19 protein-coding genes and 1 pseudogene are annotated in these 20,972 nt (G+C 56.0%); 3 read left to right on the plus strand and 17 right to left on the minus strand.

Annotation, left to right across the window (positions count from 1 at the left end):
• The first annotated feature begins 28 nt into the window (after window positions 1–28).
• Entirely contained in the window at window positions 29–922 is an 894-nt protein-coding gene (locus MWU64_RS05275) for an acyltransferase (protein WP_247062137.1), read from the plus strand.
• 12 nt (window positions 923–934) lie between these two features.
• Here MWU64_RS05275 and MWU64_RS05280 read toward each other — a convergent pair whose 3' ends face one another.
• From MWU64_RS05280 to folE, 11 genes and pseudogenes are all read right to left on the minus strand, one after another.
• Entirely contained in the window at window positions 935–2,920 is a 1,986-nt protein-coding gene (locus MWU64_RS05280; protein WP_247062139.1) for a VacB/RNase II family 3'-5' exoribonuclease, read from the minus strand.
• Window positions 2,921–3,060: 140 nt separating this feature from the next.
• A complete protein-coding gene (locus tag MWU64_RS05285; RefSeq protein WP_247062142.1) occupies window positions 3,061–3,510 on the minus strand; it encodes a DUF411 domain-containing protein in 450 nt (149 codons plus the stop codon).
• Window positions 3,511–3,630: 120 nt separating this feature from the next.
• Complete coding sequence (locus tag MWU64_RS05290; RefSeq protein ID WP_247062144.1) at window positions 3,631–6,225, minus strand: heavy metal translocating P-type ATPase; 2,595 nt, start codon at window positions 6,223–6,225, stop codon at window positions 3,631–3,633.
• Between the two features lie 3 nt (window positions 6,226–6,228).
• Complete coding sequence (locus tag MWU64_RS05295; protein WP_247062154.1) at window positions 6,229–6,660, minus strand: MerR family transcriptional regulator; 432 nt, start codon at window positions 6,658–6,660, stop codon at window positions 6,229–6,231.
• Window positions 6,661–6,890: 230 nt separating this feature from the next.
• Entirely contained in the window at window positions 6,891–7,211 is a 321-nt protein-coding gene (locus MWU64_RS05300; RefSeq protein WP_133007051.1) for a hypothetical protein, read from the minus strand.
• Between the two features lie 55 nt (window positions 7,212–7,266).
• Window positions 7,267–9,513, minus strand: a complete 2,247-nt coding sequence (locus tag MWU64_RS05305; protein WP_247062678.1) for an EAL domain-containing protein — start codon at window positions 9,511–9,513, stop codon at window positions 7,267–7,269.
• 88 nt (window positions 9,514–9,601) lie between these two features.
• Window positions 9,602–10,873: an HD-GYP domain-containing protein gene (locus MWU64_RS05310; RefSeq protein ID WP_247062156.1), complete on the minus strand. Its 1,272-nt coding sequence runs from the start codon at window positions 10,871–10,873 to the stop codon at window positions 9,602–9,604.
• 48 nt (window positions 10,874–10,921) lie between these two features.
• Window positions 10,922–11,344, minus strand: coding sequence for a CoA-binding protein (locus MWU64_RS05315; protein ID WP_247062157.1), 423 nt, complete (start codon window positions 11,342–11,344; stop codon window positions 10,922–10,924).
• A 31-nt stretch (window positions 11,345–11,375) separates the two neighbouring features.
• Window positions 11,376–12,092, minus strand: coding sequence for an enoyl-CoA hydratase/isomerase family protein (locus MWU64_RS05320; protein WP_247062159.1), 717 nt, complete (start codon window positions 12,090–12,092; stop codon window positions 11,376–11,378).
• A gap of 139 nt (window positions 12,093–12,231) precedes the next feature.
• Window positions 12,232–13,053: pseudogene (locus tag MWU64_RS05325) on the minus strand (NAD(P)-dependent oxidoreductase); the annotation flags it as partial.
• Between the two features lie 174 nt (window positions 13,054–13,227).
• Window positions 13,228–13,800 (minus strand): GTP cyclohydrolase I FolE, encoded by a 573-nt coding sequence (gene folE / locus MWU64_RS05330; RefSeq protein WP_247062161.1) that lies wholly within the window; start codon window positions 13,798–13,800, stop codon window positions 13,228–13,230.
• A 177-nt stretch (window positions 13,801–13,977) separates the two neighbouring features.
• Here folE and MWU64_RS05335 point away from each other — a divergent pair, with 177 nt between their 5' ends.
• Window positions 13,978–14,886 (plus strand): alpha/beta hydrolase, encoded by a 909-nt coding sequence (locus tag MWU64_RS05335; protein WP_247062680.1) that lies wholly within the window; start codon window positions 13,978–13,980, stop codon window positions 14,884–14,886.
• A 16-nt stretch (window positions 14,887–14,902) separates the two neighbouring features.
• On the opposite strand, the gene MWU64_RS05340 is transcribed toward MWU64_RS05335, so the two are convergent.
• The gene (locus MWU64_RS05340) at window positions 14,903–15,988 is read right to left on the minus strand and encodes a GGDEF domain-containing protein (RefSeq protein WP_247062171.1); all 1,086 of its coding nucleotides are present in this window, start codon (window positions 15,986–15,988) and stop codon (window positions 14,903–14,905) included.
• A gap of 213 nt (window positions 15,989–16,201) precedes the next feature.
• Between MWU64_RS05340 and MWU64_RS05345 the strand changes: the two genes are divergently transcribed.
• On the plus strand, window positions 16,202–17,284 hold the full coding sequence (locus MWU64_RS05345; RefSeq protein WP_247062173.1) for a patatin-like phospholipase family protein: 1,083 nt from the start codon (window positions 16,202–16,204) through the stop codon (window positions 17,282–17,284).
• A gap of 4 nt (window positions 17,285–17,288) precedes the next feature.
• Here the strand turns inward: MWU64_RS05345 and MWU64_RS05350 are convergent, their stop codons facing one another.
• The 5 genes from MWU64_RS05350 to MWU64_RS05370 form a co-directional block, all read right to left on the minus strand.
• Complete coding sequence (locus tag MWU64_RS05350) at window positions 17,289–18,293, minus strand: PAS domain-containing protein (protein ID WP_247062175.1); 1,005 nt, start codon at window positions 18,291–18,293, stop codon at window positions 17,289–17,291.
• A gap of 81 nt (window positions 18,294–18,374) precedes the next feature.
• The gene (gene znuB / locus MWU64_RS05355) at window positions 18,375–19,187 is read right to left on the minus strand and encodes a zinc ABC transporter permease subunit ZnuB (protein ID WP_247062177.1); all 813 of its coding nucleotides are present in this window, start codon (window positions 19,185–19,187) and stop codon (window positions 18,375–18,377) included.
• A complete protein-coding gene (gene znuC / locus MWU64_RS05360; protein WP_247062179.1) occupies window positions 19,174–19,947 on the minus strand; it encodes a zinc ABC transporter ATP-binding protein ZnuC in 774 nt (257 codons plus the stop codon). The genes znuB and znuC overlap by 14 nt, the downstream gene beginning before the upstream one ends.
• The gene (locus MWU64_RS05365; protein WP_247062181.1) at window positions 19,940–20,431 is read right to left on the minus strand and encodes a Fur family transcriptional regulator; all 492 of its coding nucleotides are present in this window, start codon (window positions 20,429–20,431) and stop codon (window positions 19,940–19,942) included. Before MWU64_RS05365 ends, znuC begins: the two co-directional genes overlap by 8 nt.
• A gap of 72 nt (window positions 20,432–20,503) precedes the next feature.
• Window positions 20,504–20,965, minus strand: coding sequence for a chemotaxis protein CheW (locus MWU64_RS05370; RefSeq protein WP_247062183.1), 462 nt, complete (start codon window positions 20,963–20,965; stop codon window positions 20,504–20,506).
• Between the last annotated feature and the right edge of the window lie 7 nt (window positions 20,966–20,972).

Raw genomic sequence — 20,972 nt, forward strand, 5'->3', positions numbered from 1 at the left:
TGGCGACAATAATCAAAACAGGACCTCCATGCTTAGTTTTTTGCCTGCTCCGCTTATCGGTGTCATCAATTCCCTGCTTCTGGCCATTAACACGGTTTTCTGGTGTGTGCTGCTGTATATCCCGGCACTGTTAAAGCTGGTGATCCCCCATCAGGGTTTTCGCGTGCTTTGCACCAAGTTGATTATCTGGCTTTCGGAATCCTGGGTGGCGTGTAACACCGGTTGGATGAAGCTCACTCAAAACACCGCATGGCAGGTGACCGGTGCCGACAATTTAAAGCGGGAAAGCTGGTATCTGGTGCTCAGCAACCATCAGAGCTGGGTGGATATTTTCGCCATGCAGCGGGTATTTAATCGCCGAGCACCGTTTCTGAAGTTTTTCCTGAAACAGCAGTTAATCTGGGTGCCGGTGATTGGGCTGGCGTGGTGGGGGCTCGATTTCCCGTTCATGAAGCGATATACCCGAGAGTATCTGATCAAGCATCCGGAAAAGCGCGGTGAGGATTTGAAAGCCACCCGCAAAGCTTGCGAGAAATTCCGCTATACCCCGGTCAGCGTGATGAATTTTGTGGAAGGCACGCGTTTTACCAAGACCAAACACGACAAACAGAATTCACCTTACCAGCACTTGCTGATGCCCAAAGCGGGCGGTGCGGCGTTTGTGCTGGATGCCATGGGCGATTCCATTGAAACGCTGGTGGATGTCACCATCGCTTACCCGAAAGGCGCACCCAGTTTCTGGGATTTCCTGTGCGGCAAGGTGCCTGAAATCCGGATGGATATTCGAACCCAGACTATTCCTGAGCACCTGAGCGGTCGTGACTATACCAACGATGCCGAGCATCGTCAGAACATGAAGAGCTGGTTGGGCGAAATCTGGCAGGCGAAAGACGCCCGCCTGACCCAAATGCTGGAGAAGTAAAACGGGGCGGTATTAACCGCCCTCGTTGTTTTGGCCGGTAGTGATTTCCTCGGCCTTGACCAGTTTGAAGTTGATCTGCCTGCGCTCGTCGTCCACACCGACAAAGCTGACGGTGACCCGCTGCTCGATCTGAAAGATGCGCCCGTTTTTGTTGTGCACCAGGCGCAATGTGATCGGATCAAAGCTGAACTTGCCGTCCAGGTCCCGGCAGCTGACAAAACCTTCCAGACCGTTGCAATCCAGACGCACGAAGAATCCAGCCGGTACCGTGCGGCTGATGATGCCTTCCATCGGCTCATCCGTAAGCGTCTTGGCAAAGTCGGCTTTCAGCCAGGTTTCCAGTGAGTTGGCAGCTTGGCGCGCCTTGAACTGAGTCGCTTGCAGTGTTTCCAGCTGGTCTTTGTTCAGCGGGGTGATGGGCGCATCCCAAAGCGCGGCTTTGATCAGCCGGTGCACGTAGTAATCCGAGAACTTACGCAGCGGTGAGGTGAAGGTGGTGTACGCCGCCAGCCCCATGCCTTGGTGCGGTGCAGGCTCTGCGCTCAGTTCCGCTCGCGCCAACTGGCGTGACAGGATGGCTTTCACGGGAACTTCTGCGTCCAGTTGCTCACATTCTTTCATCAACGCTTTGAAACCGTCTGCGGTACTGGCGTCGATATCAGCCAGCTGCGGTGCATAGCCTTCCAGCAATTTACGGATGTTGTCGGCCCGGTCGTCCCGCAGGCCGGGGTGCTGGATGAACAGCCCTTTGCCCTGTTGGCCCAGGAAGTCAGCAGCGCAGCGGTTGGCGGCGACCATGCATTCTTCCACCAAACGGTGGGCTTCGTTCTGCACGGACGGCTCAATCAGGCGAATGCGGCGGTTTTCATCCAGACGCAGACGGAATTCCGGGCGGTCGCTGCTCAGCAGCGCGTGTTCAGAACGCCATTTGCGCAGGGCTGTGGCGACCTGATGCAATTGATCCAGGCTGTTGCTGACGTCGTCTGGCAAGGCGTTGATGTCTTCGTCTTCCCGGCCTTCAATCAGATGGGCAACCAGCTCATAGCTGAGTTTGCCTTTGGAGCGAATAACCGCTTGATGGAAACTGTATTCACCAAGGCTGCCATCGTTGTTCACTTGCAGATCGCACACCAAGACCAGCCGAGGTACGTCGGGCATGAGTGAACACAGGCGGGTACTGATGCTGTCGGGCAGCATGGGCAGGGGCTCGCCGGGGAAATAGATGGCGGTGGCCCGCTTATACGCTTCTTGCTCGGCCGGGCTGTTTGGTTCGATCAGCGCAGTAGGGTCGGCAATCGCAATCGACAGGGTCCAGCCGGTAGCGTTTGGCGTTGCCTTGAGCGCATCGTCCATGTCCTGGGTGCCCGGGCTGTCGATGGTGACATAGGGCTCGGCAGTGCGGTCTTCCCGGTTATCGGTATGGCCGGTGATGCTTTCTTCCGAGAGGCCGTCAGCCTGCAGCTGCACCTTCTCGGGCCAGGAGTCGGCGAGGTCGAAGTTGGCAAGAGTGAAGGCGCGCTCGATACCCGGTTCGCCCGTTTTACCGATGATGCGCAAGACCTTCGCCTGACCTTTGCCATCTTTGATCGGGTGACGGTGGATCTGGCAATACACGAAATCGTCTGGCTCTGCGCCCATGCGCTCTTTTGGCGGTATATAGATCCAGCGATTGATGCCCGGGGTTTCCGGTGCCACAAAGTGGCCTTTGCCTTTGACCAGATAGCGGCCCACAAAGGTGCTCAGGTTCGATTCCAGCAGTTCGTCGATAACGCCTTGGGTTTTGCCTTTGTCGGCTTCCTGCTCAACAATATTTACCCGATCGCCCGGCAGTACTTTTTGCATTTCCTCGGGAGGGAGGAACACGTCCCGGCCTTCATCGAGGGCAACGAACCCAAAACGCCCGTTGGTGGACTTAACGGTTCCGGGGAAGACCACCTTGTTTTCTTTGATATCGGTTTTCAGCTGGCGCAACTGATTGAGAGCGTCGGCATTGAGCATGAAGAAGTAACCTGGGCTTAAAATGGATGATGCTGCGAAGTATAACGGTTCTGCCAGTGTGAGTCAGATTTGTCGGCGGGGCTTTCGTCTAAGAAATGGCCGGTTGAGGCTCTGAAGCCTCAACCGCAGTAATCGAGCAATCAGTTATGTTCGGCAAACACCCGGGTTTGGCCTTGTTCGTTGAATAGAATCACTTTGTAGTGATCTTTTCGGTCGCCCATTTCCATACCCGGCGAGCCGGCCGGCATGCCCGGTACACTCAACCCGGTGGCCTTGGGCGCTTGGCTGAGTAAACGCTTGATGTCATCAGCCGGCACGTGGCCTTCAATCACGTAGTCGTTAACGATGGCGGTGTGGCAACTGCCCAAACCGGGAAGTAGACCTGCTTCGGCTTTAATTCTGCCCATGTCGTTGCTGTTGGTGGCGGTTACGTCAAAACCGTTCTCTTCAAGGTGGTCGATCCAATCACCGCAGCAGCCGCAGGTCGGGGATTTGTACACGTGAACGCTTGGGGCCGCGCCGCCGGCTAGGGCGGTAGTTGAAAATCCGAGAGCGGCCATCAGGCCGAAGGCCAGAGTGTGTTTTTTCATGGTGGTTACCTCAGTGGTGATGTTGGTTATCTGTGGAGTTTTTGTCTGAACCGGACAGCCAGAACCACCACACAATGGCGGCCATGAGCGCAAGACCGCTGATATTGACCAGAAAAGTCGTCATGAGTTCGGCTCCTTGTGTTGAACGGATTTCTGACTGGTTTTGAATAACCGCAGGCGGTTGGCGTTAGACACGACGGTTACGGACGACAGTGACATGGCGGCACCCGCCAGAATCGGGCTCATCAGAATGCCCCAGATCGGATACAGCAGGCCTGCCGCCACGGGAATACCCAGCGTGTTGTAGACAAAGGCGCCAAACAGATTCTGCCGAATGTTGGCGACCGTGGCCTGAGAAATCTCAATGGCATCGGGCACGCCGTGCAATGAACCGCGCATCAGCGTGATCGAGGCGCTTTCGATGGCCACGTCGGTACCGGTGCCAATGGCAAAGCCGACATCGGAAGCGGCCAGAGCGGGTGCGTCGTTGATGCCGTCACCAACCATGGCTACGGTATAGCCTTGCTTGCGCATCTCGTTCACCACGTCGGCTTTGTCTTCCGGCAGCACCTCTGCGCGGAAATCGTCGATGCCGGCTGCGTCGGAGATAGCGCGGGCGGTGGCCTCGATATCGCCGGTCACCATCATGACTTTAATGCCGGAGTCATGCAGGCGCTCAATGGCGGCTTTGGAATCGGGCTTGATGGCATCGGCAACACCGATCACACCGAGCACGTTATTGCCAAGTGCCAGATACAGCGGCGTACCGGCTTCGTCGGTAATGCCTTTCGCGGCCTCAGACAGGCTATCAATGGATAAGCCTTCGGCTTCCAGCCAGCGGCGGTTACCCAAGCGAAGGGTTTGGCCGTTGGCTTGCCCGAGGACGCCTTTGCCGTTGAGGGCTTCAAAGCCGGAGACTGCTTCGGGAGCAACGCCGTCCTCTTTGGCTTTAGCAACAATGGCCTCTGCCAAAGGGTGTTCCGAGTGCTGTTCCAGCCCTGCGGCCAGTGCCAACAGTTTGTCTTCATCGCTGTCGAGCGCGTGGACTCGGGTCACCGCCGGATGGCCTTCGGTGATAGTGCCGGTTTTATCCAGAATCACCAGATCAATCTTGCCGGCGGTTTGCAGGGCATCACCCTGACGAATCAGAATGCCGTATTCCGCCGCTTTGCCCACGCCCACCATCACCGACATCGGTGTCGCCAAACCAAGTGCGCACGGGCAGGCGATGATCAATACCGTAGTAGCCGCGACCATCATGTGTACCACCGCGGGGTCCGGCCCAACGTTGTACCAGACCAGTGCCGATGCCACCGCGATCAACATGACCGAGGGCACGAACACCGCTGAAATCCTGTCTGCCAGCCGACCGATCGCCGGTTTTGAGCCCTGAGCCTTCTTCACCAGCTTAATAATTTGCGCCAGCGCGGTTTCGCTACCTACCCGCGTGGCTTCGTAAATAATCGACCCGTGGGTGTTCAAAGTGCCGGCGGAGACTTCATCACCGTCGGCTTTGTTCACAGGCATGGGTTCACCGGTGAGCATGCTCTCATCGATACGAGTAGAACCCTCCACGATCACGCCGTCCACCGGCAGTTTTTCCCCGGGGCGAACGCGAATACGATCGCCTTTCTGAACGTCTTCTACCGGAATGTCCTGCTCTTCGCCGTCCCGAATCACCCGGGCGGTTTTCGCCCGAAGATCCAACAGCCGCCGCACCGCTTCCGAGGTTTTACCTTTGGCGCGCAGCTCCAAAGCCTGTCCGAGATTGATCAAACCGATAATCATCGCCGACGCTTCAAAATACACATGCCGCGCCATCTCCGGCAGCGCCTCGGGAATGCTGACCACCACAATGGAATACAGCCACGCTGTACCGGTACCCAGCGCAATCAAGGTATCCATATTGGCGTTGTGATGCTTGAACGCCTTCCAGGCTCCGGTATAAAAATGCCCGCCGGTCGCAATCATCACGCCCAACGTCAGGATGCCGAGATTGAGCCAGGTGATCTGGTTGTCGTCGGACACCGTCATCGAGCCAAAGCCCATGCCCCAAACCATCAGGGCAATACCCAGCCCCAAACTGATGGCCATCTTGACCAGCAAGGTTTGATACTGCTTTTTGTCTTCCGCTTGCTTGCGATCGTCGGCGGCGTCTTCATCCTCGATCTCACTGGCCCCGTAACCCGCACTCTCAATGGCCTGAATCAAACGGGCGGAATCCGCAGCGCCAGTGGCGGTTGCGGTATTGTCGGCCAGATTCATGTGGGCATGAGAAACCCCGGGCACCGACAACAGCGCCTTCTCAATGGTGCTCACGCAGGACGCACAGGTGGCCCCTGTCACCGCCAGAAGCACCTGTTCGTCGCTGGAAGCCTCGGCTGATGCGGCTTGAGCATCACCTTTGGGCTCGGTTTGCTCTGACTGAACTGACGACTCTTCAGAGGCGTCACTCTTCTTCGATGCACAACAGCCCGACGAGGGCTCCCCAGCCGCGATTGGCTCCGCCGGATACCCGGTATCCGACACAATCTTCGCAGCCTCGGCTTTATCGACACTCTCGGGCAGCGCAACCGTTTGCGCCTCCAGATCGACCTCAACCAGATCGGTATCTCCGGTCAACGGCTCCAGAGCGTTACGAATTTTCTTCACGCAACCCTGACAAGAGGCTCCGGAAATACTCAGAGCGGTACTCAAACCAGATGCTTCGCTCATAACTCAATGCTCCTTACCTGAACAAGTCGCAGGATCGTCCCAATGCTCAATCAACCGACAAATCGTATGCCCGTCCGGCGTACCATCCGGCATCTCCTGCCACGCCGACAACGCCGACACCATCCGGGTGCGCAACTGCTGCAACTCGGCAATCTCCCGCTCCACTTCCGCCAACCGCTGCTCAAACACATCCCGAACCATCGGGCATGGGGAATGATGTTCGTCTGCCTGCCCTAAAATCTGCCGAATCTCCGGCAACGAAAAACCCAACTGCCGAGCCTTCCGGGCAAACCGCAATCGCCGCAGATCCTCGGCATCGTAGTACTGATAATTGTTGTCCGGATTACGACTGGGCCGCAGCAAACCTTCCCGGGTATAAAACCGAACCGTATCCGGGGTGACATCGGCCGCGGTGGCGAGTTCTTTGACTTTCATGATGCTGAATCCCCCAGTAAGTTCATGGGCGGAAGAGATGCCCCGTCAGAAGGTGCGGAGTCTTGGTGTGGGTGGCGCTTCCGAAAATGTTCGGAGCCAAGGATGGCGGAGACAAGCGTACAAGGATGTACTGGCAGCGGTTTTCGGAAGCGCCACCCACACCGAGACGGCGATCTCCCAAACTTATAGCAGAATCTTAAAACCTATGACCCACTCACAGGTCAAAGGTTTCAGGAAGAAGAGTTCTTAGAACGCAGAAAAACACCACAAGACTTACATTGATCCGGCGCCATCAACTTGGCCTGCCAGCCAATTTTCGTGCCGCACGCCGGACAAGCCAGCCGCAACTGCAACACAATGATCGGAATCACCAGCACCACCAGAAGCACCCCAAGGCCACCCCAGTCATCACCCGACGAAATCCCCAACTGACTGCTGAACACCAGCACCAGAATCAGCGCAAAAAACGCAAAAATGAAATAGTTTCGGTTCCAGCGCTCCCAGCGGCGCAGCTTCGCATCCTGCTCCGAAGACAAATACCTGGCAGACATAGACATCACACTCAAAGAAAGACAGACCACAAAGTTTGCAGCGCCGGTGCTCTAATTACAATTCGGAAGTGGCCGGCTGACCGGTAAACAACGCACCCTCACGGATCGCCTTCTCCAATTCCGCACCGGGGATCGGGCGGCTGATCAGATAACCCTGTGCCAGATTGCACCGATGAGCCTGCAGAAAATGCAGCTGATCTTCCGTTTCCACACCTTCAGCTACCACCTGAATACCCAAGTTGTGGGCCAGATTAATCACCGCCCGGGTAATCACCGCATCATCATGCCGCTCCGTCACATTGGTAATGAACGACCGGTCAATCTTCAGCAAGTCCACCGGGAAATCCCGCAGATAACCCAACGACGAATAACCCACGCCGAAATCATCAATCGCCAAGCGCGTGCCCAACTGATGCAGCTGCGACAGCTGGCTGCGATTTTGGGCGATGTTCTGAATGAAAATCTCTTCAGTCAATTCAAGCTCAAGCATGTTCGGGGCAATATTCTCTGCCGCCAGAGCATCCCGTACGTGATCAACCAAAGTGGCATCTTCCAGCTCCCGGCCGGATAAATTCACGGCAATGCGCAAGTGCTCACAGGGGGTCCCTTTCCAGCGAGCCAATTGACGGCACGCAGCCAATACCACCCACCGGCCAATCTCGGTAATGCGCCCACTCTCTTCCGCCAACGGAATAAACTCGACCGGTGACAACAAGCCGCGAGTCGGATGCTGCCAGCGAATGAGGGCCTCCACGTTATTGATCTCACCCGTGTCGAGATTTAACTGAGGCTGGTAATACAGAACAAATTCATCGTTCGCCAGGGCCTCGCTGAGATCCTTATCGAGCTCCAACCGCATCATCTCTTTCTCTTGCATACCTTCGGTATAGAACTGATAGGTATTGCGGCCCTGATCCTTGGCCCGGTAAAGAGCAATATCCGCATTGCGGAGCAGAGTGTCGGCATCCTGGCCGCTTGGGGGATACACGGCAACGCCCATGGTGGCGGTGATCTGATGCACTTGCCCCATGGCCTCGAAAGGCTCAGCGAAGCACTGTTTGATCTCGCCAAGCAGATGGATGACATCGTCAATGTCGTCCATCTGCTGTTGGCAAATCATAAACTCGTCACCACCCGAGTAGGCGACAAGAATGGTTTCGCTGCTAAGGCACTTCAGCCGTTCCGAAACCTTGATCAACAACTCGTCACCGAATTGGTGGCCCAGGGTATCGTTAAGAAGCTGAAAGCGGTCAAGATCAATCATCACCAAGGCAACCTGGCGCAACTGCCGATCGGCTATGTTCAGGGTGTGAGCCAGGTCTTGCATGAAAAAGCGACGGTTGGCGAGGCCGGTTAAGGTGTCCGTCGATTCCAAACGCTCCAGATCGACCTGCACCGCGACCCGCTCATCGACCTGACGTTCCAATTCAAGCTGCGTTCTGAGCAGGGTGTTGGTGCGTTTAAAGATCACCTGCCACAACAGTGTGGTTAAGCTGGCCAATGCGCCCATGAAAATTACGCTAACGAAGGTGATGCTGGGCCACTGGCTGCGTTGGTTTTCGACCCAGTTCATGGTGGGGCTCAGCGTAAGCTGCCAATCCAGCGAGGGCAGGTTAACCGGCACGGATTCGCGAAACGCTGCGCTGATATCACTCGAGGTGTTCAGGGCGTAGCTGGATTCACCGCGTTGCAGGATTTCAACTTGAAACTGGTCGATGATGCGTGCCGTCAGCAATTGCTTTGCCAGTACCTGCATTTTAAAGACACCGGCTATAAAACCATTGTTCTCCGAACCCTGACCAACGGGGTGATAGGTCACAATGCCTTTCGGACCTTGCTGGAGATCGATGATGCCCGAAGTGTCCGGCTCGCCGGTTTCAGCCGAGTGCTCTAGCGCTCGGCGCCGCTGTTCGTTAAAGGCTACGTTGAACCCCACAACATTCCGGTTCTCGGTAGCGGGCTCGAGCCATCGAATGATGAAATCTTTATCAATCCACTCGATGGCCTGGTAAATACCAAAGTCGTTGAGGTAGGTGTGGGCATCCGCTTGCCAAACCGCTTCGGATGGATAAACGTTGTTGCTCATGCGTTTGGCCATGCGGCCCAGGGCGCCAGCCTGTACCGAAAACTCTCGCTCCAGATTGTTGGCCAGAGCCCGGGCTTCGTTGGTCAGATTGGCTTGGATTTGATCGGTATCTTTTTGAATCAGGCCGGCTCGAAGCACCCAGGCTAAAGCGAAAAAAGCTAAAAAGATGACGGCCGCAAATAAGGGGCTTCTTAGGACGCGCGTTACAAACGGCATGGTGCGCTGTGCTGGGGTCACGCTCTGCTCCGAGTTTACCTTGACGTATTCCTAGGGGTAACGGCAGAGTCCTTTCTATCGTGAGTCGCTAGTTGTGAATTCGCTCGTTTATAGTTATTCCGTATGCACCGTCAGGCAGTGGGGTACGAATTTCACGAACGTTTCCATCTTCTGATGTCTGTAGGCTCAGGTCAAGAATATATGGTGTCATTCTCTGCCTGTTTTTATCCAGCATAATTTCAACTTTGGGTTTGAGCTTACGCCCCGGGTGGGTGCTGACGACCCAAGCGACTTCGCCGGTGTTCAGCTCCACAAGGGTGCCGGGAGGGTAAATGCCGATCATTCGGATGAAGGTTTCGACCAAATCGGCATCGAATTGCTGGCCGCGGTTCTGGTACAGAATTTTAAGCGCCTCGGCCGGGGATCGTCCGTCCCGGTAGCAGCGGTCACTGGTAATTGCGTCGTAGGTATCGACGATGGAAATCAAACGGGCAAACCGGCTGATTTGTGATTCAGGCAGGTGCGTCGGGTAGCCTTTGCCGTCCACACGTTCGTGATGGTGCAGCGTCACGTCGCGGATGATGGGCTCCAGACTTTCATCTTGCTTGAGCAAGTTAAAACCGTGGGTGGTGTGTGACTGCATGATGACGTATTCATCAGGCGTTAGCGGGCCGGGTTTGTTGAGGATGGCGCTGGGCACCTTTAGCTTGCCCAAGTCGTGCAGCAGGCCGCACATACCGGCAGTCTCGATGTCTTCATCCGGCATGCCCAGGAATCGCGCGAACGCGATGGCGTAAACGGCCACCCTCAGACAGTGTTCGGCGGTGTACGCATCCCGGTTTTTGATGCGCCCCATCCAGAGCATGGCGCTGGCGTTGGCTTTAACACTCTCGACGCACGACCGAATCATGGTACGTGCATCGCCCAGCTCCAGAGTGTTGTTCTGGATGATATCGACGGTAATTTTGTCGACAAAGGTCTGGGTTCGGCGCCAGGTTTCTTTCGCACGCGGGAACTCTTGCTCCAGCGTGCGGGTTTCCGGCAAGGGTTCGGTGGTTTTTTGCCGAAGCTGGGGGATTTTACTGAGCACCGGGGCCAGCCTGGATTCCTCATCTTCCACAACAACCCACGAGCAATACTGGCGTAAAACCTTGGCTTCACCGGGCGTGGATAGCGTAAAACCCTGAAATAACACCGGTACATCGTTCCAGGGGCGATCCAGCTGCACAACACGCATGCCGAGCTGCAACAAATCGACAGGAATGCGAGCCCTGTGCAAGAACGTTTCTGTTCGAGCCCCTGTGCGACCGGGGTCGGTGGGGGGCACCAGCCCGCTGCCAGGGTGATCTTTGAACGACATACACCAGCTCACATATTCTGAATTCTTTTCAGAATAGAGTAGCCCGGTTTAGCTGGCAATCTTGAGCCGGGGAATTTCCCGTTTTGGGCAGCGGTCCATAACCACTTTTAAACCGGCTTGCTCGGCTCTTTCCGCTCCGGCTTCATTAATCACGCCGATTTGCAGCCATAACACCGGAATGTTTTCGGCGACTGCCTGATCGATGACCGCATCGGTGCGCTCGGGGGCGAGAAACAGCTCTGCCATATCAACCGGTTCCGGGATCGAGGCCAGATCTGCGTAAACGGTTTCGCCAAGCACCTGTTTGCCCGCAAGTCGCGGATTCACCGGAATGATCCGGTAGCCCTGGCGTTGCAGATATTCCATCACTTCGTGGGATGGCCGGCTGGTTTTCTCACTGGCACCGACCAAGGCAATGGTGCGAACGCTGGTTAGAATGTCTCGAAGGCCTTGATCGTTCTCAATAGGCACAAGTGTTCTCCTTGAAATTGCGATGGCGTGGTTACAAAAGAATGTCCAGCGCCTCAATGACCGGCGGGTTTTTGTCCGCCAGAGCGTCGAGCACCGGTTTATGCAAACGCCTTTTGTGCTCGGCAAAAATGGCGCGACCTTTTTTGAAGCTTCTTGCAAACTCTAATGCGGCATCGTTCAAGGCATCAACTGAATCGAAGGTTCGGTCTATAAACCTGGCGCCAGCGAGTTCCTCTGCGGTCACGCGCCGCCCGGTCAGAACCATATCGTTGAAGGTGTGTTGTGGCATGGCTTTGAGAACTACGTCGATCAGGGCAGGCAGGAACGGAATGTTCATGTCGACCTCCGGGAAGCACACGTAGCCCCGGTCGCTGCGCATAAACCGGAAGTCGCAGGCGGCGGCAATCACAACCCCGTTGCCAAAGGTATGGCCATTGATGGCGGCAATAATCGGCATGGGGTACTGCAACATGACGCGGTAAATCTCATCCATGGTGGACAAGAAAGCTTTTACGTCGTCCCTGTTTCCCTTCTGGATGCTGCCCAGTAACCAGCTGACATCAATGCCCTGACTCCAGTTTTTCTCGTTGCTTGAGGTCAGTATCAGTGCTTTGTAGGTTTTGTCATCAACGACTTGGTTTAGCAGGGCCAAAAGCTGCTGTGCGAAGGCGAGATTGTTGGTGTTGCTTCCATTGTCCATGGAAAGGATCGCGACGCGATCCTCACGGCGAAGGCTGAGCAGGGGCATGTAGAATCGTCTCAAGTGGGGGTAACCGCATCGTCACAGCGGTGTCGTGTTCGTGACGACGCGGTTAGTTGTTTTACTCGTCAGCAGGCCAGCCCGAAAGGGGCGGCACCGAGCCTTTCACATACGCATCGGGTGCTTGCACAAAGAGATCTTGCATCAAGTCTTTTTTGTTGTAATCCGGATTCGCCCGGTAATGCTCGAAATCGTCGACGCCTTGGGTGCGCAGGAAATCTTCGTCGATGAGCAGCTGACCGGTCACCTCGCGATTCTGTGTTTTCAATACGGCGAGGGCAGCATCTGCCATGATTTTCGGTGTACGGGCCCGATCCAATGTTTCCTTACCGGCGAACGCAATGGCGTCAGTACGAATAACGGTGCGTGGCCACAGGGCGTTGACGGCAATGCCGTAGCGCTTGAATTCATCAGACATGCCCAAGGTCAACATCGACATGCCGTACTTGGTCAAGGTATAGGGCGCGTGGTTGCGGATCCAGCTGCGGTCGAGGTCCAAGGGTGGGGAAAAGCTAAGAATGTGCCCGTTTTCAGACTTCTTCAGATGCGGCAGTGCTTTTTGGCTGAGCAGAAACACCGCGCGGAAGTTTATCTGCATCATCAGGTCGAGCTTTTTCAGTGGCGTAGATTCAACACCGGATAAGGCGATGGCACCTGCGTTGTTGATGATGCCATCAATGCTGCCGAAGGTTTCAACCGTTTTGGCGATCAGGTTGTCTATGTCTTCTTCGCTTCGGACATCCACTTTGATGGCCAGGCCTTGGCCGCCTGCTTCTTCAACTTCTTTGGCAACAGAATGAATGGTGCCGTCCAGTGTCGGGTGGGGCTGATCAGACTTGGCCGCGATAACAATATTGGCACCCTCTGCAGCGCAAGCCAGCGCGACTTCTCGGCCTATCCCGCGACTGGCACCCGTGATGATGATGGTCTTATTTTTTAGTGAACTCATGGCAGCTCCTGAACAGTGAAGGCTAACGCCGGAGCAGCGTTTATCCGATCAGGCTGCTGGGGTCGCAAGCAATGATCGGGGGCTGCTGTTAGCCGGTACCAGTCTATCCTGTCGCAACCATGACGGTTTTCCAGCAGCCAAAAACGCCAATCTAAGTAGGGTAATGTGCCAAATTTATCCGCGGTTGCTCGAAATCAGGGTCAGGAACTCGCTGCGGGTTGCTTGTGATTTGCGGAATTGACCCAGCATCATCGAGGTTTTCATGCGGCTGTTTTGCTTTTCAACACCGCGCATCATCATGCACATGTGTTGCGCTTCGATCACGACACCCACACCCTTTGCGCCGGTTACGCTTTCAACGGCTTCGGCAATTTGCCGTGTCAGGTTTTCCTGAATCTGCAAGCGACGGGCGTACATGTCTACGATGCGCGCAAACTTGGAGAGCCCCAGAACCTTGCCCTGAGGCAAGTAAGCGATGTGGCATTTACCGATGAACGGAAGCATGTGGTGTTCGCACATGCTGTAGAGCTCGATGTCTTGGACCACCACCATTTCATCCATGGCCGACTCGAACACCGCATTATTCACCAGGCTCTGCAGGTCCTGTTGATAGCCGCGCGTTAAAAACTGCATGGCTTTTGCAGCACGGGCTGGGGTGTCCATCAGGCCTTCGCGGCCGGGGTTTTCCCCCAAGCCTTCCAGAATCGCGTGGTAATGGCCGGTGAGATCATCAAGAGGTAGAGACATAGTGGTTCCCGATAGTGTGCCTGTCAAAGTGTGAAGCTTAAGGCAAATCGCGCTTCACCTCCATGATTTAGGCCGTTTCGAGGGCTTTAAGAAGAGCAAGGAGACGGGGTGCCAGAGTGGCTAGTGGTGGTGCTTTGCACTAAAGTGATTTGTTCACAGGGGGTGTCGGGGCAAATCATGGGGCAGTTTATGGCGGGGGAAATGGCAGGAGCGAGTGAAACGGCTGCCACGTTAGAGGCATGGCAACAAACGGGAAAGTGGTTCAGCTATGGTGGCCATGCCGTTTTTAGCCGTATGGCAGGCCAAGGCGAACCGTTAGTGCTGTTACATGGTTTCCCGTCGGCCAGTTGGGATTGGAGCCGGCTTTGGCCGATGCTGACTCGGCACTATCAGGTATTGGCGTTGGATATGCTAGGTTTCGGGTTTTCCGATAAGCCGCAATCCTATCGTTACAGCATTGAAGATCAGGCCGATTTGGTTCAGGGCTGGTTGGAAGGGCTAGGGTTGCCGGAAGTCCACCTGATGGCTCATGACTATGGCACCTCTGTGGTGCAGGAACTGCTTGCCAGAGATCAGGAAGGCACCCTGGGGTTTCGGATCAGCAGCGTTTGTTTGTTGAATGGCGGCCTCTTTCCCGAAGTGCACTCCCCCTTATTTATTCAGAAAGTACTGAAGAGTCCGCTGGGTGGGTTGATCAGCCGGGGTCTGACCAAAGCGACGTTTGAGAGAAGTTTTCGGCGACTGTTTGGCGCAGACAATCAGCCCGACAGAGACGATCTGTTGGATTTCTGGCATCTGCTGAATTACAACAACGGTCGCGGCATTCTGCACGACCTCATCCAGTTTATGGAGGAGCGCCGTTGCCATCGTAATCGGTGGGTGGGTGCGTTGCAGCATGCAGACCAACCGATACGACTGGTTTCAGGTATGGCAGATCCGGTATCGGGTGCAGCCATGGTCAGACGTTATCGTGAGCTGGTGCCATCTGCAGATGTGGTCAGCCTCAGGCGGGTGGGGCATTACCCGCATTTTGAGAAGCCTTGGGATGTGTTCTCGGCCTACCGTGAGTTCCGAAAAACCGTTTAATACCCGAACCGGCATATCAAGCCACTTCGCCGCCTTTGCTGATCGGAGGCAAGGGTTCTTCTTCGACCGTTGCTGACACCCCCGCGTGCGGTTTCGATGCGTTTACAATCTGGTTCCGGCCTTGATGTTTGGCGGTATACAGCGCCTGATCGGCCCGGTTGAGCCAGATTGACCAGGTTTCACCCTGACTGACTTCGGCCACACCGGCGCTGGCGGTTACCCGGATGTCTTCAAGAAACGGCGTGGCGCTGATGCTGCTTAACAATTGGTGGGCCAAGGTGTCGGCATCCTTTTGGCGGGTTTCCGGCAGCACAATCATGAATTCTTCGCCGCCGATGCGGAACAGTTGATCGTTCTCCCGTAGGCGCTTGCGAATGCGCAGCGCCAGCTCTTTCAGCACCTTGTCACCCGCCAGATGGCCCCATTGGTCGTTTATCACCTTGAAGTAGTCCAGGTCTACCAGTACCAGGCTTGAAACCCGTTCGTAGCGTTCGCGCATCTGGATCTGGCTGTTCAGAATGTCGGCGAGTTGGGAGCGGTTCAGACAGCCGGTCAGGGGGTCAGTGGTGGCCAGCTTTGTCAGTTCTTGTTGCATGCGCCCGACCAGCCAGGCAAATACCATGGCAAACACACAGCTCAAACCCAGCGAGAAAGTGATGCGCCAGAAATCGGCTTCTGAAAACTTCAGGAACGAGGTCACCGACATGACCGTGACAAACAGGATGTTGCAAGCACCGGCTTCTTTCAGAGGAAGCAGGAAGAACAACGCGATGGCGGCTGGATAGGCCCAGTATAGGCCTGCGTGCCCATTAATTGCTGTGGAATAGGCGGCGGAAACCACCGCCAGAATGGGGAACAGCCAGCCTTTCAGAAAGTAACGGCCGGTCAGCCGTAAGCACCCAATAACGAGCACAGCATTGGCACAGAACAGAGCTAAAAAAGCGGCGAGTAAGTGGTTGCCATGCTCCCATTGAATCAGAATCAGCGGGACGACGGCGATAAAAGCCCAGAAGTGTAAGTGGTAAACCAATTGGCGCCGGAACCCCAGCACCGCGAGGTTGGGGTTAGACTGCATGGTTTCTGGTGAGGTCAGAATTTTCACGCTCAGCTCCGGCTGATATTCTACGGCACCTATCCTGTGCCATCATTGATTAGAGTCTAGCATGGCAGTGTTTGCGGAAAAGTCGAAATTTGTGTGTTTTAGCGTCAATGTTGACGATTTATGCACAATGCCAATGGGCGTCATGAATTTTGTTCAGTTGGCCGGACCCTTAAGCCTTGGTTACACTCCCGCCAGCTAACCAGAGGATATCGAATGACTGCAGTTCACACTCGTACCCCGGCACTCACGATTCGGGCCGGCCGCCGCGCTTTGGAGCGGCTGCGTCAGAAACCCCTTGAAGTGTCCGATGTGCACGTTGTCCCGGGCGCGGCCGGAGGCCCGAAAGCGTTGGGCATTAGTGGTTTGGACAAGGCCATATTCGGTGAGTGGCTGGCCGGTGCCGAACAGGAAATCGCACTGATTGGCTCGTCGATCGGCAGTTGGCGTTTTGCCGCTGTGGCTTCCTCGGACAACCCGCGCGCGCAATTGAGCAAGTTGGCAGAGCTTTACACCCAACAGCGTTTCAGCAAAGGCGTGAGTGCAGAGGAAGTCAGTCGTAAAAGCGTTGCGTTTTTGCAGGAGCTGCTTGGCGGCCGCGAAGATTACCTGCTGGCTCATCCGGTGTATCGGCTGAGTGTGGTGGTGGTACGGAGCCTTGGGTTGTTGCAGCATGATTCCAAAGGCCGTTTGGGTATGGGGCTGATGAGCGCAATAAGTGCCAATATGCTCAGCCGTCGCCACCTCAGTCGTTTTATGGAGCGGGGTTTTGTGCACGATGCCCGGCAGAAGACGCCGATTTCCACCCACGCCGAGTTCCCGCGCCATGAAGTGGCGCTGACGCCTGACAACTTGCTGTCTGCTTTGCTGGCGTCGGCATCCATCCCGATGGTGATGTCGGCGGTGCGCAACATTCCGGGGGCTCCGGCCGGGGTCTACCGGGACGGCGGGTTACTGGATTATCACCTGGACCTGCCCTACGAGCAGCCCGGCATTGTGCTTTACCCGCATTTTACCGATCGAGTGGTGCCGGGGTGGTTTGATAAAACATTGCCTTGGCGCAAAGGCGATGCCACTCGCTTACAAGATGTGCTGTTGTTATCACCGTCCCGAGACTATTTGGACGCCTTGCCGGACCGAAAACTGCCGGATCGGAAGGATTTCGAGGCCTATTTGGGCGACGATGCCGGGCGGGAGAGGTCCTGGCGCCGGGCGATTGCCGAGAGTGACCGGCTTGGGGACGAGTTTTTGGAACTGCTTGCGACTGGGCGGCTTCTGGAGCGGGTTCAACCTCTGTGAAACGCTAATCCACCCCTGGGGATTTCATCTGTGCGCTGAGCCGAAACCCTGCGATGCCTCTGACCGGATCCGTTAATGCCTTCAGCTGCAAGGTAACCGGCGTGGCTTGCTCAGAATGGTCTCCCATCAAAGCCAGATCGGCCCGGGTAATGTCGTGGTCAGCGCGGGCGGCTTCAAGGCATTCCGAAAAACGCTGCTGATCGGCCTGAGTAACCAGCTGTTGGAAAGGGGTTTGGTCCAAATCGGACGGTGCTTGTTTGAAAATATCGGCCGCCAAGGCCGAGATATAGTTGATTTGCCCCTGATCGTCCAACTCGGCAATCAGGTTTCCCGACAGGTTGATCAAATCCCGTGACCGGCTCTCGCTGTCGTTGAGTGCTTGCCTTAGAACGAGTTTTTCAACGTTCAGGTTGGCGATTTTCCGGTTTTGGGTTTTCAGGTTTTTTTGTTGCCGTCTGGTTAGCCTGCTTTGCTGGTGATTACGCCAGCACAGGTAAAGCGACAGCACAAACGCTAACAAAGAAAGAGTCAGACCACTGACGAGAATCAACCAGCGAGCCTGTTGAGCCGGCGCGGTGAGCAGCTGGGCATCGGGCAATGTGGTGACCATCGATCGATTGCCATCGATGTTCAGTTCTGTGCGCAGGGCATGGCCTTTCATCGGTGTATGGACGGAGCCCAGTTCCAGTAACGGTCTTTTGGTGTGTCGCTCCAGGGTATCAATGCGAAGGCGCAAATGTTGTGGCATGGCTTTGGCCAATGGCACCTTCAACAGGGAAATGTCGTTGCCGTGCCGGTATAACTGATCGAGCACCATAAGAACCAGAGCGCGGTGTTGCTGCTGATATTGTTGATAGGCAAGGGCTTCGGTTTGGTCGGCAACCCGTTTGGCAACAGATACACTGAGCGCGCTGCCAACCAGCAGAATAACCACAGGCACCCACAAGCCTGGCCAAAAAGCCCTGCGGATTTTAGAACCAAGTGATGTGCTGTCCGGGCTGCTGCCCATGCCAGGACCCTCCCTCAGGCTTTCCGTTGGTCAGCCAATCCACAATAGACCAGTCTGCGCCATCCGGAAAGCCGGGGGGATTTAATAGCGGCTGTTGCGGGCGCCGCCGTAGACCAACAAAAACGTCAAAAAGGCCGTGACCACCACCGATGGCCCCGCGGGGGTGTCCAAATGCCAGGACAGGGTCAGGCCACCTGACACGGCTATAAACCCGAATACAATGGCCAGCCCTAGCATGTGTTCCGGGGTTTTTGCCAAACGCCGGGCGGTGGCCGCGGGGATGATCAGCAAAGCGGTAATCAACAGCACGCCAACGATTTTCATCGCCACGGCAATCACTAAAGCGAACATTAGCATCAGCGCCAGGCGCAGCCGTTCGACCGGAACGCCTTCCACGCGCGCGAGTTCTTCGTGGATGGTGCTCATCAACAACTGACGCCACAGCAACGCCAACAGGGTCAGCACCACGGCGGCGCCGCCGTATATCCACAGCAGGTCCTGGCGGCTCATCGCCAGTAAGTCCCCGAACAGCAAACCGGTGAGGTCAACCCGGATATCCGGCATAAAGCTGAGTGTTACCAGGCCGATGGCGAGCGCGCTGTGCGCCAGAATGCCCAACAACGTATCCGTGGCCAGAGCGCGGGTGCGGGATAACAGCACCAACGCCAAGGCAATGAGCAGGCAGGTGATGATCACGCCGAGATTGAGCGGAATGCTGATCAGAAAACTCAGCGCGATACCCAACAGGGCCGAGTGGGCTAAGGTATCCCCGAAGTAAGCCAAACGCCGCCAGACCACAAAACAGCCGAGCGGACCCGCGACCAGAGCGACGCCAAGCCCTCCGAGTAATGCCCGCCAGAAAAAGTCGCCCAGAATCAGATCAATGATGTTCATGGTTGCAGGCTCCGTGCGGTCCGTTGCCCGTGACGACATCGCCGTGCAGGTCATGACTGTGGTTGTGCCGGTGGTGGTACACTGCCAGTGATTCAGCGACCTGATGACCGAAGGTTTCGATGAACGCCGGATCGTGGGAAATGTCTGCCGGATGCCCGCTGCAGCAGATGTGCTGGTTCAGGCAAATCACCTGATCCGTGGCCGCCATCACCAGATGAAGGTCGTGGGAGATCATGATCACACCGCAGTGCAGTTCGTCTCTGAGTTCTCTGATCAACTCGTACAAAGCCGCCTGACCGTTGATATCGACCCCTTGGGCCGGCTCATCGAGCACCAATAAATCGGGCTGGCGAGCAAGGGCCCGTGCCAGCAGCAACCGCTGTTTTTCACCACCGGACAGATGGTGTACCGACGCGTTGAGAAGATGCCCGACACCGGTACGTCGCAAGGCCGCTTCACAGGCGTTCAGCGGGCGGCCACTCAGTAACATGAAGCGTTTGACGCTTAACGGCAGCGTTGCCTCGAGGGAGAGGTGTTGGGGCACGTACCCAATAACCAGACCCGGTGCCAGAGATACCTGCCCACTGGTGGCTTTCTGAATGCCCAGAACGGTTTTGATCAGGGTGGTTTTCCCGGCGCCATTGGGGCCGATGATGGTGATGATGTCGCCGCGGCCAACCACAAGATTGACGTGATCGACCACGATCCGTTCATCAAACCGCACCGTTAGCTGATTCAGCTGTACCAAGTGTTCAGGCATGACTGGTGCTTCCTTGGCAGCTGGGGCACAAGCCCGAAATCTCCAGCGTGATGTCTTCAACCTGAAACGCTTCGGCTTTGGCGGCAGACTCGATTGCGTTGGTTACGGTGTCTACGGCCAACTCCAGCACAATGCCGCATTCACGGCAGATCAGAAAGGTGCTGCGATGATGCTCGCCGGCATGGGCACACCCGATAAAAGCATTCAAAGAGGATATGCGATGCACCAGGCCGTATTGCAGCAGGAAGTCCAGCGCACGGTACACAGTGGGGGGTGCGGCTTTGTGCCCCTCGGCTCCGAGCTGGGCCAGAATGTCGTACGCGCCCAGCGGTTTGTGGGATTGCCAGATCAGCTCGAGAACGCGCTCCCGGATCGGCGTCAGGCGGGCATTCTGCTGGCGGCAAATGTCTTGTGCGTCAGTCAGAGCTTGGCTGACGCAGGCTTCATGGTTGTGAGGGCGGTAAGGAAGCGCGCGCTCTGGCATGGGGAAGCTCCTGCAAAGTTTGCAACATTATAACATTTGCAGAGCGTCTCGCTATGGGGACTGACCCTAACATCAGGCTATTGCAGTGGCTGCCAGTGATTCCAGATATTCAAGATTCGGAATCCAGGCGGCTTCGCCGTCAATTTCAACCTGCATCAGGTCGGCGGGCCCGGGTTGTGCGTCCACTTTCTTGAGGTCGGGTTCGGTCAGCCGGGTTTGACTCGGGATGCCTTGAGTCACCAGTGCCATGAACGGCAATTGGCTATGCTTGGGGCCAATGGTGTTGATTACGATGATCCGGCCACGGTTGCCGCCGGGCACGACCAACTCATTGCCATTGGCGGCATCGTAGGAGATCACCGGTAGGTTAAGGCCGCGCCAGTCGATGAAACCAACCAGCCAATCGGGTGTGCCCCGACCCGTTTTGGTGTTGTTCAGATCAACAACTTCCGCAATGGATACGTTCGGAAGCAGCAGTTGCCGATCGCTGACCGGTACCATAACGCAGGATAGGGATTGGCTGTTTTCAGTCATAGCGTGT

Source organism: Marinobacter sp. S0848L (assembly GCF_023016065.1).
Taxonomy (GTDB): Bacteria; Pseudomonadota; Gammaproteobacteria; order Pseudomonadales; family Oleiphilaceae; genus Marinobacter.